This is a genomic window from Rhodococcus sp. P14, from assembly GCF_000256505.1.
Taxonomy (GTDB): domain Bacteria; phylum Actinomycetota; class Actinomycetes; order Mycobacteriales; family Mycobacteriaceae; genus Rhodococcus; species Rhodococcus ruber.
Genome location: NZ_AJFC01000084.1, coordinates 25,364 through 37,488, shown reverse-complemented (window position 1 = coordinate 37,488; position 12,125 = coordinate 25,364). Strand labels below are relative to the sequence as shown.

The following is a 12,125-nucleotide window of genomic DNA, read 5'->3' as shown; positions in this document are numbered from 1 at the left end:
CCGTGCGCGATTCTGGTAGCGGGAACTACCGGAAACGCGCACGGGCTACCGGCGCAGCGCCCGCCAGGTGCTCACCGCGGCGGTCGAGAGCAGTCCCGCGGTCACCAGGAACACCGACGCCGTGCCGGCGATGCCGGCGATCGCGCCGGCTGCCAACGGCACCGACACCTGGCCGAGACGGTTGCCGGTGAGGCGCACGGCCAGCGCCGACGCCCGGTCCGCCGGTGCCACCAGCTCGACGACCCACGTCATGGTCAGTGGCTGCCCGAACCCCCAGAAGGCACCGCAGATCGCCAGGAGTATCCCCAGCGCCCACGGGTTCGGCAGGAACGGCAGCGCCGCGACGGGCAGGGCCGTGCACGCCGTCGCCGACAGCAGCAGACGTCGCCGCGGAATCGTCCGCAGTGCCCACGGCAGCACCGCACGCGAGACGATCGACGCGACGGTGCGGGCGGTGAGCAGGGCCGACACCAACAGCACCCCGAAGCCGAACTCCTCCCCGAGCAGCGGCAGGTACGCGACCACGATGTCGACGGACGCCAGCACGACGAGGCTCGAGAACATCGCGGGCTTCATCCCGCGCGTGCCCAGCATCGACCGCACCGACTGCGGTGGCGCGTCGCCCGGGGCGCGACCGGAGCCGGGCGGTTCGCGCAGGCCGACGACGAACGGCAGGGCTGCCGCGGCGAGGACCGTCATCACCAGCAACGCCGGGGTGGTCTCGACGGTGTCCCCGTTGCTCGCCGCGGCGATCACGCCGGCGAGCGGCACCCCGATCGCCTGACCCACCGACACTCCCAGGGTGATGCCCGCGAAGCCGCGGTCGAGTTCACCCGGTGGCGACAGGATCGACACGAACGCCTGTCCGGACACCGTCACCAGAAGCTGACCGAGACCCAGGACGGTGTTGCCGAGGCCGAGGACCCACAGGTCCGGGCTGACCGCGATGATCAGCGCACCGGCCACCGACACCACGACACCGCCCCGGAGAATCCCCGCCGCGTGCCGGCGGTCGACGGCCCGGCCCAGCTGCACCGCCAGGACCAGCGGGACGAGGGCGAACAGGGCCGTCACCACGCCGATCACGGCCGCGTCGCCGCCGAGGGCGAGCACGCGGTAGGAGACGAGGACGCGCACCGACTGGAACGTCGCATGCAGCAGCGCCGTCGCCGTGCACAGGAGCAGCAGCCAGTGCCGGGGGATGCGGGACATCGGTCAGCCGGCCGTCACGATCCGGTCGGCCAGCGGTGCCTGCAGCGTCAGCTCGAGCACACCGGTGACGGCGATCATGATGCACGCCCGGTCCACCGCCTCCGGCAGGGTGCCGCCACGCAACGCCACCGTCACGGCGGAGTCGGACTCGCCGACGGTGGCGTCGACTCCGAAACACGCGGGTGTGCCGGTCTCGAAGTGGACGGCGATGCGGTCGTCGTCCACTCGGGTCCACGAGCGCAGGGGGATCGGGTGCGGCTCGACGAGGTCGTCGCGGGCGGTGAAGACCGTCGCCCCCACCGGTGTCGGTTCCTCCGGTAGGGCGGGGACGTCGGCGCCGCCCGGACCGCACGCGCCGGCCAGGACGCAGCACACGGCGAGCACCGGCAATCGCATGGCTCTCAACCTAGCCGCGCCCGTCATGCGAGGAGCGCGGCGACGACGCCGATCGCGGGGATCGAGGCGAGGGTGGTGACCAGCGCGGCGTCGCGGGCGAGCACCATGCCGCGGCCGTAGCGGCTCGCGTAGACGAACACGTTCTGTGCGGTCGGCAGCGTCGCCACCACGACGATCGCGAAGAGTTCGTGCCCGTCCAGGCCCATCAGGTGCCGGGCCATGACGTAGGCGAGGACGGGCTGCACCACGATCTTGAGCACCGATGCGAGCGCGACGTCGCGGCGCGGGCTGGTGCCCTTCTCGAGCACCCGCACCCCCTGGAGCGACAGGCCGAATGCGAGCAGGGCACCCGGTACGGAGGCGCCACCGAGGAGGTGGAACGGCTGCATCAGCGCGGCAGGCGGCGTCCAGCCGGCGACGGCGACGGCGAGTCCGGCCGCGCCCGCCAGCACGATCGGGTTCTTGAACGGGGCGGTGATCGTCTCCCGTCGTGACGCGCCGGGGCGCATCGTCGACAGGTCCAGCATCGTCAAGGCGATGGGGGAGAACAGCACGATCTGGAACAGCAGCAGCGGCGCGACGAACGAGGCGTCGCCGAGGACGAACACAGCGATCGGAATGCCGAGATTGGCGGAGTTGACGTACGAGGCGGCAAGCGCGCCGATCGTCAGCTCCGGCAGGGGCCGGCGCAGCCACAGCTTCGCGACGACGAGGTAGAGCGCGGCGACGGCGAACGCGGTGGCTGCGGCGACGTACAGGGTGGGGGAGAAGATCACCGACAGGTCGGAGGTGGCCAGCGAGTCGAACAGCAGCGCGGGGGTGGCGACGAAGAACACCATCCGGCTGAGCACGAACTGGGCCTCGGGTCCGAGCGTGCCCGTCCGGCCGAGTACGAATCCGATCGCGATGATCACGAAGATGACGCTGAATCCCGCGATCACGCCCGACACCGACACAACCCTTCGAAAGCACACGATATGCAGGCGCTGCACGCCAGACCGAGAACCTTACCGGCGGTAACGGCACGGGGCACATCCCGCCCTTGTCGCCCCGTCCGGTGAGACGCCGCGAACGGACGCCGACCGGGCACCGGGGCCGGGAATCTGCGATGCTGAAAAAATGCCGACCGACCCGATTGTTCATCCCCCGGCCAACGTCATCGCGCTGGCCCAGCATCCGCGGTATCAGCACGCGGACTGGACGCTCTCGGAGCGGCTCGTACGGCGGCAGGAACTGGTCCTGCAGCATCTCGGCGTCTGGGGCGACGACGGTTCGTGAGGTCTGCCGGGCCCCGGGAACGGCTCAGGGCGTCACCGTGGCGACGAACGTCATCCGGTCCCCACGGTAGAGCGAGCGCCGCTGCTCGATCGGTGCCTCGTGCCGATCGTAGGAAACGCGGTTGAGCAGGAGCATGGGCGTGCGGATGTCGGCGTCGAGGAGCGCCGCCTCGCGTGCGTCGGGCAGGGTGGTCTCGATGTACTCGACCGCGCGCGCGAAGGTGATGCCGCGTGCGCGGATCGCCGCGTACAGCGACGACGTGGCGTCGAAGCTGTCGGCGAGTCCCGGGAAGCGGGCGGCGGGCAGGCGGGTCCGTTCCAGTCCGACGCGGACGCCGTCGGTGAGCAGGACGCGTTCGAGTTCGAGGACGGGATCGCCGACGGCGATCGCGAGGACCGCGGCGAGGTCGGGGTCGGCGGCGAGGTCGGTCCAGCCGACGAGGATGCGTCCCGCGCTCCGGCCCTCCGCGAGGGCCGCCTCGGTGTAGGAACCGATGATCAGCGGTTGCAGGATCTTGGGCTTCGCGACGACGGTGCCCCGGCCGCGGCGTTCGATGCGGCCGTCGACGAGGAGCTCGCGCAGCGCCTGGCGGACGGTTTCCCGGGCCACGTCGAACCGGCTGGCGAGTTCACGCTCGGAGGGCACCGGGTCGCCGACGGAGAGCTCGTCGAGCAGGGCGGTGACCTGATGCCGCACGATCTGGTGCTTGGGGACCCGGGTCTCGCGAGCGGTTTCTGGCACGGTCGAATCGTACCGGATTCTGGTCTATACCAATTGTTCACCGGGCGTTCGCCTGCCGTCCCATTATTGGTCTAGACCATCACTCAGGCTCGGGTCATGCGAGTCCTGATCATCGGCGGCGGCATCCTGGGCACCGCCCACGCCGACGCCGCCGTCCGCCGCGGACACGACGTCGTCCACCTCGAACGCGAGCCGGAAGCCCGGGGCGCCACCGTCCGCAACTTCGGCCTCGTGTGGGTCTCCGGGCGCACCGAGGACGAACTGGCCGCCACCCTGCGCTCCCGCGAGCTGTGGGCCGACCTCGGCGCCCGCGTCCCCGGCATCGGTTTCCGGGAGAACGGTTCGATCACCCTTCTCCGCAGCGACGCCGAGGTGGTCGTCGCCCGGGCGGCCGCCGACCGCGCCGACGCCCGCGACCGGGGTTTCACCCTGCTCGAGGCCGAAGCGATCCGCCGGCTCAACCCCGCCCTCCGGGGCAAGTTCGCCGCCGGCCTGCACTGCAGCACCGACGCCGCCGTCGAATCCCGCGTCGCCCTGCCCGCGATCCGGTGGCACCTCGCCACCTCCGGGCGGTACCGCTTCCGGCCGGAGACCGAGGCCCGCAGCGTGACCCGCACCGCCCACGGCACGGTGCAGGTGCGCGACGACCACGGCACCGTCCACGAGACCGACCTCGTGCTCGTGTGCCCCGGGGCGACCCTGTCCGGTCTCGCCCGCGAACTCGGCGGCGACCTGCCCCTGCGCCGCGTGCGCCTGCAGATGATGCAGACCGCACCGCTGGGCGAAAAGCTCACCACGTCCGTCGCCGACGGCGACAGCCTGCGCTACTACCCGGGATTCGCCGGGGCCGCGCTGGACGAGCTGAAGGCGCGCGAACCGCAGGCGCTCACCGCCGAGCAGCACCGCATGCAGTTGCTGTGCGTGCAGCGCCTCGACGGCGGGCTCACCCTCGGCGACACGCACGAGTACGACGAACCGTTCGCGTTCGACGTCGACGAGGCCCCGTACGAGCACCTCGTCACCGTCACCGAGGAGCTGCTCGGACGCCGGCTCCCGCCCGTGGTGCGCCGGTGGGCCGGGGTCTACAGCCAGTGCCTCGATCCCACCGAACTCGTCCACCGTGCCCGCGTCGACGACGACGTCTGGATCATCGCCGGACCGGGCGGCCGCGGCATGACCCTCGGCCCCTACCTCGGTGAGTGCACCGCCGACCTCCTGAGTCTCTGAACATCCTCTCTCGCAACCATTCCGGAGTACCGATGACTGTCATCCGACTGGCCGTGCTCGACATGGCCGGCACCACCGTCGCCGACGGTGGCCTCGTCCTGCGCGCCTTCGACGCGGCCGCCACCAGCGTCGGACTGCCCACCGACGGACCCGAACGCGACGCCGCCCGGCGCTACGTACTCGACACGATGGGCCGGTCCAAGATCGTCGTCTTCCGGTCCCTGTTCGGCTCCGAGGAGCGCGCCCGCGCCGCCAACGCCGCCTTCGAACGTGCCTACGACGACTTCGTCGACGCCGGCGAGGTCGAGCCGATCCCCGGAGCCGCGGACGCGATCACCCGGCTGCGCGACGCCGGGCTCGTCGTGGCGCTCACCACCGGCTTCAGCCGCGCCACCCAGGACCGGCTGCTTTCGGCGCTCGGCTGGCAGGACCTCGCCGACCTCACCCTCGCACCGTCCGACGCCGGTCGCGGCCGGCCGTACCCCGACCTGGTGCTCACCGCGCTGCTGCGCGCCGAGATCGACGACGTGCGCGAGGTCGCCGTGGTCGGCGACACCGTGGGCGACATTCTCTCCGGGCGCCGCGCCGGCGCCTCCGTCGTCGTCGGCACCCGCACCGGCGCCCACGACGAACAGACGCTGCGTGACGCCGGGGCCACCCACATCGTCGGTTCCGTCGCCGACCTGCCCGATCTGCTCCTGCAGTCCTGACCGACACCTCCGACCCCGAGGACTCCCGACATGCACCCGTACTTCTCCCGCCGCACGGTCGCCGCGACCGCGCTCGCGACCGGCCTCGCTCTCACCCTCACCGCCTGCGGCGGCTCCGATCCCGACGCCGTCAATGCTCAGGGCTTCCCCGAGAAGCTCACCCTGGCCGCGATTCCCGCGGAGAACTCGGCGGATCTGCAGGCCAGTTACGATCCGCTCCTCGCGCTCCTCGAGCGCGAGACCGGCGCCGAGGTCGAGTTCGTGCAGGCCTCCGACTACGCCGGCGTGGTCGAGGGCATCATCGCCGACAACGTCGACCTCGCCTTCTTCGGTCCGTTCGCCTACGTCGTGGCCGGCGTCAACGGCGCCGCCGTCAGCCCGCTCGGCGCCGTCGTCCAGGAACCCGGCGGAGAGCCGGGTTACCGGTCCTACGGCCTCACCCGCTCCGACAACACCGAGATCGACGGCATCGACGACTTCGCCGGCAAGGACGTGTGCTTCGTGGATCCGGGCTCCACGTCCGGATTCCTGTACCCCTCCGCGGGACTCATCGAGGCCGGCGTCGTCGAATCCGGCACCGAGCAGGCCGTCGCCGCCGGTGTGAACCCGGTCTACGCGGGCGGCCACGACGCGTCGGCCCTCGCGATCGCCGCCGGCGACTGCGATGCGGGCTTCGCCTTCGACACCATGGTCGACGAGACCATGATCGCCAGCGGTGACCTGGAGGAAGGCGAACTGAAGAAGGTCTGGGAGTCCGAGACGATCGCCGGCTCGCTGTTCGTGGCGAGCAACTCGCTCGGTGCCGACGTCGTCGACCGGCTCCGCGCGATCTTCGTCGACAAGGCCAACGCCGATCACATGCGCGCCGCAGGACTGTGCGAGGGCGAGTGCCGTATCACCGACGAACGGGCATGGGGCGTCGTCCCCGCGACCGACGCCGACTACGAGGGCGTGCGCGAGGTGTGCGCCCTGACCGAATCCGACAAGTGCAAGGGCTGAATTGAACAGCGATCACACCGTCGTGGGCGACGACGCCCCGACCGTCGCGGGCGACGACGTCGTCGTCTCCGCCCGTCGCGTCACGAAGAAGTTCGGCGGCACCGTGGCTCTCGACGGTGTCGACCTCGCCGTGCACCGCAGCGAACTCGTCGTGCTGCTGGGCCTGTCCGGCTCCGGCAAGTCGACGCTGCTGCGCTGCCTCAACGGCCTGCACAGAGTCACCGACGGGGCCGTGGAGGTGGCCGGCACCCGCGTCGATCTGGCGTCGCGCGCCGAGCTACGCAACCTGCGCCGGGACGTGGGGTTCGTCTTCCAGCACTTCAACCTCGTCGGCCGGCTCAGCTGCCTCGAGAACGTCCTCGTCGGCGGACTCGGACGGCTGCGCGTTCCCCGCTACGGCGCCGCGACGTACCCGAGGCGGATGCGCACCGAGGCCCTCGCCCATCTCGACCGCGTCGGGTTGGCCGACCTCGCGGACCGTCGCGCCGACACCCTCTCCGGTGGGCAGCAGCAGCGAGTCGCGATCGCGCGGACGCTGATGCAGCGCCCCACCGTCCTGCTCGCCGACGAACCGGTCGCGTCCCTCGACCCCGAGAACGCCGGGGTGGTGATGGACCTGCTCTTCCGGGTGTGCATGGAGGACACGCTCACCGTCGTGTGCACCCTGCACCAGGTGGACCTTGCGCTGGGCTGGGCCCATCGGATCGTCGGCCTGCGCGGCGGGCGGAAGGTGCTCGACCGGCCCGCCGTGGAACTGAGCCGGGCCGACGCCATGGACATCTATCGACGGGTCGACCCGGCCGCCCAGCCGGCCTCGGCGCCGACGGGACCGTCGTGAGCACCGCCCTCGCGCCCGCGCCGCCCGACCGCGTCGGGCGGCACCTGCCGGGGTCGGCCGTCCGCCGCCGGCGTCTGCTGGGGACGTGCGGGGCTGTCGCGTTCCTCGCCGTCCTGGCCTCCGCCCGCTACATCGACTTCGCCCCCGCGGCGCTGCTCGACGGGCTCGACGACGTCGCCGGCCTGCTCGGCCGCATGCTGCCCCCCCACCCTTGACGATCCGGGCCGGATCTGGAAGCTCGCCCTCGACACCCTGCTGATGGCGGTGCTCGGCACGGTGCTCGCGACCGTCGCGTCGGTGCCGCTGGCCTTCCTGGCCGCCCGCAACACCACCCCGCACCCCGCCGTGTACACGGTGGCGCGCGCGATGATCACCTTCTGCCGGGCGGTGCCGGACCTGCTGTTCGCGGTGCTGTTCGTCCGCGCCCTCGGGATCGGCGTCCTACCCGGCGTGCTCGCGCTCGCCCTGCACTCCATCGGCATGCTCGGCAAGCTGTTCGCCGACGCCGTCGAGCAGACCGAGCCCGGGCCCCGGGAGGCGGTCCGCAGCACGGGGGCCGGGTACGTCCGCGAGATGATCAATGCCGTGTTGCCCCAGGTGGTTCCCGCCTGGCTGGGGACGTTCGTCTACCGCATCGACATCAACCTGCGTACCTCCGTCGTGCTCGGATTCGTCGGCGCCGGCGGCATCGGGTTCGCGCTCCAGGACGCCCTGCGCGGTCTGGTGTATCCGCGGGCGCTGGGCATCGTGTGCGTGATCCTCGCGATCATCGCCGCGATGGAGGTGCTCGCGGTCCTCGTCCGGCGGACCCTGCTGGCACCCACCGATCCGGATCCGCGCCGCGAGAAGGCCGCGCGACTCATCTTCTCCGGCGCGGTCGCCGCCGCCACCGTCGGTGCGCTGATCAGCCTGCGTATCGACCCGCGCGCGCTGCTCACGTGGATCGGCCCCTCGCTCGAGGTGTTCACCCGTCTGCTCCCGCCGGACTTCACCGCGGTCGGCGGCAAGCTGGTCGACGCCGTGCTCCAAACCCTCGCGATCGGTGCGGTCGCCACGGCCGCCGGCATCGTGCTCTCGCTGCCGTTCGGGATACTCGCCGCCCGCAACGTGTCCCCGCATCCGGCCGTGTACTGGTCGGCGCGCTCGGTGATCCTGTTCGTCCGCGCGGTGCCCGAACTGATCCTCGCGGTGATCTTCGTCGCCGCGATCGGACTCGGCCCCGTCGCCGGGGCGTGCGCGCTCGCTCTCGGATCCGTGGGATTCCTCGGCAAGCTCGTGGCGGACGCCGTCGAGGAGATCGACCCCGGTCCCGTCGAGGCGGCGCGGGCCGTGGGCTGCGGTTGGTGGAAGACGTTGTTCGCGGCGGTGATTCCGCAGGCGGTGCCGTCCGTGATCGGCTCGAGCCTCTACCTGCTCGACGTCAACATCCGCACCTCGACGGTGCTCGGCATCGTCGGCGCCGGCGGCGTCGGCTTCCTGCTCTTCGAGGCGATCCGGACCCTGAACTTCGAGTTCGCCGGAGCGATCGTGCTCGTCGTGTTCGCCGTCGTCTACCTGATCGAAAGGGTGTCGGGATGGATCCGGTCGCTGGTGGTCTGACGCGCGCGGCCGTGTGGACGGGCACCGGCGTCGACGTGCGCGACGTGCCCGTCCCGCGCCTCGGTGACCGGGAACTGCTGGTACGGATCCGGCTCGCGACGGTGTGCGGCAGCGACCTGCACACCGTCGCCGGACGACGGCCCGGGCCACAGCCGTCGGTGCTCGGACACGAGGCCGTCGGCGAGGTCGTCGCGGCCGGACCCGGTGCGGGGACCGTCGTCGGCACGCGGGTCGTGTGGACCGTCACGGCCTCGTGCGGTGCGTGCGACAGGTGCGGGTCCGGCCGGACCGCCAAGTGCCGGACCCTGCGCAAGGTGGGTCATGAACCTTTCGACGGCGCCTGGGGGTTGTCCGGCACCTACGCCCGGCACATCGTGCTGCCGGCCGGAGTGGGCGTGGTCCGGGTGCCGGACACGGTGCCGGACGTCGTCGCGGCCCCGGCGGCATGTGCGACGGCGACGGCGGTCGCCGCCGTCGAGGCGGCCGGTGACGTCGCCGGACGGCGGGTCCTGGTGTGCGGCGCGGGCATGCTCGGGGTCACCGCGACCGCGTTGTGCGCGGAGGCCGGCGCCGATGTGCGCGTCGCCGACCCGGACGCGGAGCGGGTCGCGGTCGCCGAGCGGTTCGGGGGCGTCGGCGACGAAGGCGGCTCCGTCGACGTCGCGCTCGACTTCTCGGGATCCGTCGTCGCGGTGGGGGAGTGCCTGCACCGGCTCGACGTCGGCGGCCGCCTCGTCCTGGCGGGATCCGTGACGCCCGGCCCTTCGGTATCCCTCGACCCCGAGGCCGTCGTGCGCGGGTGGCTCACCGTCACCGGAGTCCACAACTACGAGCCCGCCCACCTGCGTCGTGCCGTGGCCTTCCTGACCCGCACCGCGGGTACGTACCCGTGGGACGAGCTCGTCGCGGCACCGGTCCGGCTCGACGACGTCGCGCACGCCCTGCGTCGGCCCGCCGCGCCCGCCCTGCGGGCGTCCGCCGCCCCGTGAGGTCAAGTCCCGTGAGCGCGCACTTCTCGTGGCGACACGCCGGGCAGTGGCACGAGAAGTGCGCACTCGGCGGTCAGACCGGCGCGCCCGCCGATCGAAGTCGCGCCCGCACGCGTGCCACGATCGACGCGGGGCGCAGGCGAAGCTGCTCGGAGTTGACGCGGACGACGGACCAGCCCAGCGCCGCGAAGGCCTCGTATCGTTCGATGTCCTTGGTGCGCTGGCGCTCGTCCGTCCAGTGATGGATGCCGTCGTACTCGACGACGGTGCGCCATTGCTTCCAGCCCAGGTCGGCCCAGCCCAGAATGCGTCCGTCCACCCCTACGACCGGGACCTGGGTGCTGGGGCGGGGGAGGCCGCCGCGCACGAGAAGCAGCCGCACCCGCGTTTCCGGAAGCGACTCGGCTCCTGGGTCCACCAGCGCCAGGGCCTCCCGCAACCGCCGCACGCCACGGGCGCCGCTGTGCCGATCGGCCAGTTCGGCGACACACGCAGGATCGGAGCGAGTGGCACGACACAGTGCGTCGAGCTGTTCGACCGCGGCATCCAGGGCGAGGCGACGGCCGAGGTCGAACGCGGTGCGAGCCGGTGACGTCACTCGCATGTCTGCCAACTCGCACACCTCGTCGTCGGGGAGCGTCCCGGCGTGCACGACGACCCCTGCGGTGCCCCGGCGGCTACCGCGCCGGATCAGCTCCGCGGGCGCGGTCGCATCGATCCACCGGCTGCCGAACAGGGCCGCAGCCGAGTAGCCGGCCAGCACTCCGTCGCCCCCTGCCCAGAGCCATGCCGCTCGCGCGCGGCCGCTCGGTGTGACGGCCGCGTCCCGGTGGATGTACACATTCCGATGGACGCGCCGGAATCGCCGGAGCTGATGCGGCGTCAGAATGCCCGCCTGGACGGCGTGCGTCCCCAGGAACGGTTCGTCGAATTCCCCCATGATCGCCGAGAATGCCCGGTGGCCGTACCGGAGGGAACCGAGGTCACGGGGGCCTGTGGACAACTCGCGCGAGTGTGCACTTCTCGTGGCGACACGCCGGGCAGTGGCACGAGAACTGCGCACTCGACGGTCCACGAATGCGGCGAGGGCCGCGCGGGCACGTGCCCGCGCGGCCCTCGCCGCGAGTGGAGCTCTACTTGCTGGTGGTGGTGAAGGGCAGCAGGGCCATCTCGCGGGCGTTCTTCACCGCGGTGGCCACCTGACGCTGCTGCTGCGGGGTCAGGCCGGTCACGCGACGGCTGCGGATCTTGCCGCGATCGGAGATGAACGTGCGGAGCAGGTTCACGTCCTTGTAGTCGACGTACTCGATCTTCGCCGCGAACAGCGGGTTCTTCTTGGGCTTGCGGCCTTCCACGGCACGCGACTTCTTCGACGGGCCCCTCTTGACTGCCATGACTCGCTCCTCACCAGCTCGACTTGTGGACGCCGGGCAGCTCGCCGCGGTGCGCGAGTTCCCTCACGCGCACGCGTGAGAGCCCGAACTTCCGCAGGTGGCCGCGCGGACGTCCATCCGCAGCGTCTCGATTGCGCAATCGTACCGGACTGGCGTCGCGCGGCAGACGCTGCAGGGCCGTCTGTGCGGCGAGGCGCTGCGCGGCGGTGCTCGACGGGCGCCGCACGATCTCCTTCAGTTCCGCGCGACGTTCCGCGTAGCGGGCGACGACGAGCGCCCGCTGTTCGTTGCGCGCGATCTTCGACTTCTTGGCCATGGCCTACTTCTCCTCGCGGAAGTCGATGTGGCGGCGCAGCACGGGATCGTACTTGCGCAGGACGAGCCGGTCGGGATCGTTGCGCCGGTTCTTGCGGGTGACGTACGTGTAGCCGGTGCCGCCGGTGGAGCGGAGCTTGACGAGGGGGCGGATCTCGTTGCGGGCCACTACAGCTTCTCTCCTCGGGCGCGGAGCCGGGCGACGACGGCTTCGATGCCGTCGCGGTCGACGGTCTTGATGCCCTTCGCGGAGAGCGTCAGGGTGACGCGGCGTCCCTCGGAGGGCAGGTAGTAGGTCTTGCGCTGGATGTTCGGGTCCCAGCGCCGGTTGGTGCGGATGTGGGAGTGGGAGACGGATTTCCCGAAGCCGGGCTTGCGTCCGGTCACCTGGCAGTGCGCCGACACGGCGGGCTCCCTTCTGTCGGCG

General features: G+C 71.8%; 15 protein-coding genes and 1 pseudogene. 7 read left to right on the top strand and 9 right to left on the bottom strand.

The annotated features are described in order from the left end of the window. Positions 1–45 precede the first annotated feature (45 nt). The 3 genes from OEY_RS0106190 to OEY_RS0106180 are packed head-to-tail and all read right to left on the bottom strand — an operon-like array spanning position 46 to position 2,558. A complete protein-coding gene (locus OEY_RS0106190; protein WP_010593028.1) occupies positions 46–1,212 on the bottom strand; it encodes an MFS transporter in 1,167 nt (388 codons plus the stop codon). 3 nt (positions 1,213–1,215) lie between these two features. Next, entirely contained in the window at positions 1,216–1,608 is a 393-nt protein-coding gene (locus OEY_RS0106185) for a hypothetical protein (protein ID WP_010593027.1), read from the bottom strand. 23 nt (positions 1,609–1,631) lie between these two features. After that, complete coding sequence (locus OEY_RS0106180) at positions 1,632–2,558, bottom strand: AEC family transporter (protein WP_029539917.1); 927 nt, start codon at positions 2,556–2,558, stop codon at positions 1,632–1,634. A gap of 169 nt (positions 2,559–2,727) precedes the next feature. Here OEY_RS0106180 and OEY_RS30810 point away from each other — a divergent pair, with 169 nt between their 5' ends. Beyond that, positions 2,728–2,886: a hypothetical protein gene (locus OEY_RS30810; protein WP_017679440.1), complete on the top strand. Its 159-nt coding sequence runs from the start codon at positions 2,728–2,730 to the stop codon at positions 2,884–2,886. A 24-nt stretch (positions 2,887–2,910) separates the two neighbouring features. Here the strand turns inward: OEY_RS30810 and OEY_RS0106170 are convergent, their stop codons facing one another. Continuing rightward, positions 2,911–3,627, bottom strand: coding sequence for a GntR family transcriptional regulator (locus OEY_RS0106170; protein WP_010593025.1), 717 nt, complete (start codon positions 3,625–3,627; stop codon positions 2,911–2,913). A 96-nt stretch (positions 3,628–3,723) separates the two neighbouring features. Here OEY_RS0106170 and OEY_RS0106165 point away from each other — a divergent pair, with 96 nt between their 5' ends. The 6 genes and pseudogenes from OEY_RS0106165 to OEY_RS0106140 all read left to right on the top strand — a co-directional run bounded on the left by OEY_RS0106165 (position 3,724) and on the right by OEY_RS0106140 (position 9,989). Next, on the top strand, positions 3,724–4,854 hold the full coding sequence (locus tag OEY_RS0106165; protein ID WP_010593024.1) for a TIGR03364 family FAD-dependent oxidoreductase: 1,131 nt from the start codon (positions 3,724–3,726) through the stop codon (positions 4,852–4,854). A gap of 32 nt (positions 4,855–4,886) precedes the next feature. After that, positions 4,887–5,564 (top strand): phosphonatase-like hydrolase, encoded by a 678-nt coding sequence (locus OEY_RS0106160; RefSeq protein WP_010593023.1) that lies wholly within the window; start codon positions 4,887–4,889, stop codon positions 5,562–5,564. A gap of 30 nt (positions 5,565–5,594) precedes the next feature. Further along, on the top strand, positions 5,595–6,563 hold the full coding sequence (locus OEY_RS0106155) for a phosphate/phosphite/phosphonate ABC transporter substrate-binding protein (protein ID WP_010593022.1): 969 nt from the start codon (positions 5,595–5,597) through the stop codon (positions 6,561–6,563). Position 6,564: 1 nt separating this feature from the next. Then, positions 6,565–7,401: a phosphonate ABC transporter ATP-binding protein gene (gene phnC, locus OEY_RS0106150; RefSeq protein WP_010593021.1), complete on the top strand. Its 837-nt coding sequence runs from the start codon at positions 6,565–6,567 to the stop codon at positions 7,399–7,401. After that, positions 7,398–9,000 (top strand): annotated as a pseudogene (phnE, locus tag OEY_RS28080) (phosphonate ABC transporter, permease protein PhnE). The gene phnC and the pseudogene phnE overlap by 4 nt, the downstream one beginning before the upstream one ends. Continuing rightward, positions 8,976–9,989, top strand: coding sequence for a zinc-binding dehydrogenase (locus OEY_RS0106140; protein ID WP_010593020.1), 1,014 nt, complete (start codon positions 8,976–8,978; stop codon positions 9,987–9,989). Before phnE ends, OEY_RS0106140 begins: the two are co-directional and overlap by 25 nt. Positions 9,990–10,062: 73 nt before the next feature. On the opposite strand, the gene OEY_RS0106135 is transcribed toward OEY_RS0106140, so the two are convergent. The 5 genes from OEY_RS0106135 to rpmB form a co-directional block, all read right to left on the bottom strand. Next, entirely contained in the window at positions 10,063–10,929 is an 867-nt protein-coding gene (locus OEY_RS0106135) for a DUF559 domain-containing protein (protein WP_017679446.1), read from the bottom strand. 193 nt (positions 10,930–11,122) lie between these two features. After that, on the bottom strand, positions 11,123–11,383 hold the full coding sequence (gene rpsR / locus OEY_RS0106130) for a 30S ribosomal protein S18 (RefSeq protein ID WP_003937779.1): 261 nt from the start codon (positions 11,381–11,383) through the stop codon (positions 11,123–11,125). A 10-nt stretch (positions 11,384–11,393) separates the two neighbouring features. Further along, the gene (rpsN, locus tag OEY_RS0106125) at positions 11,394–11,699 is read right to left on the bottom strand and encodes a 30S ribosomal protein S14 (protein WP_003937780.1); all 306 of its coding nucleotides are present in this window, start codon (positions 11,697–11,699) and stop codon (positions 11,394–11,396) included. Between the two features lie 3 nt (positions 11,700–11,702). Continuing rightward, positions 11,703–11,867, bottom strand: a complete 165-nt coding sequence (gene rpmG / locus OEY_RS0106120) for a 50S ribosomal protein L33 (protein ID WP_010593018.1) — start codon at positions 11,865–11,867, stop codon at positions 11,703–11,705. Beyond that, positions 11,867–12,103 carry a 50S ribosomal protein L28 gene (rpmB, locus tag OEY_RS0106115; protein ID WP_010593017.1) on the bottom strand — a complete coding sequence of 79 codons (237 nt, stop codon included), beginning with the start codon at positions 12,101–12,103 and terminating at the stop codon, positions 11,867–11,869. Before rpmB ends, rpmG begins: the two co-directional genes overlap by 1 nt. Positions 12,104–12,125: the final 22 nt, after the last annotated feature.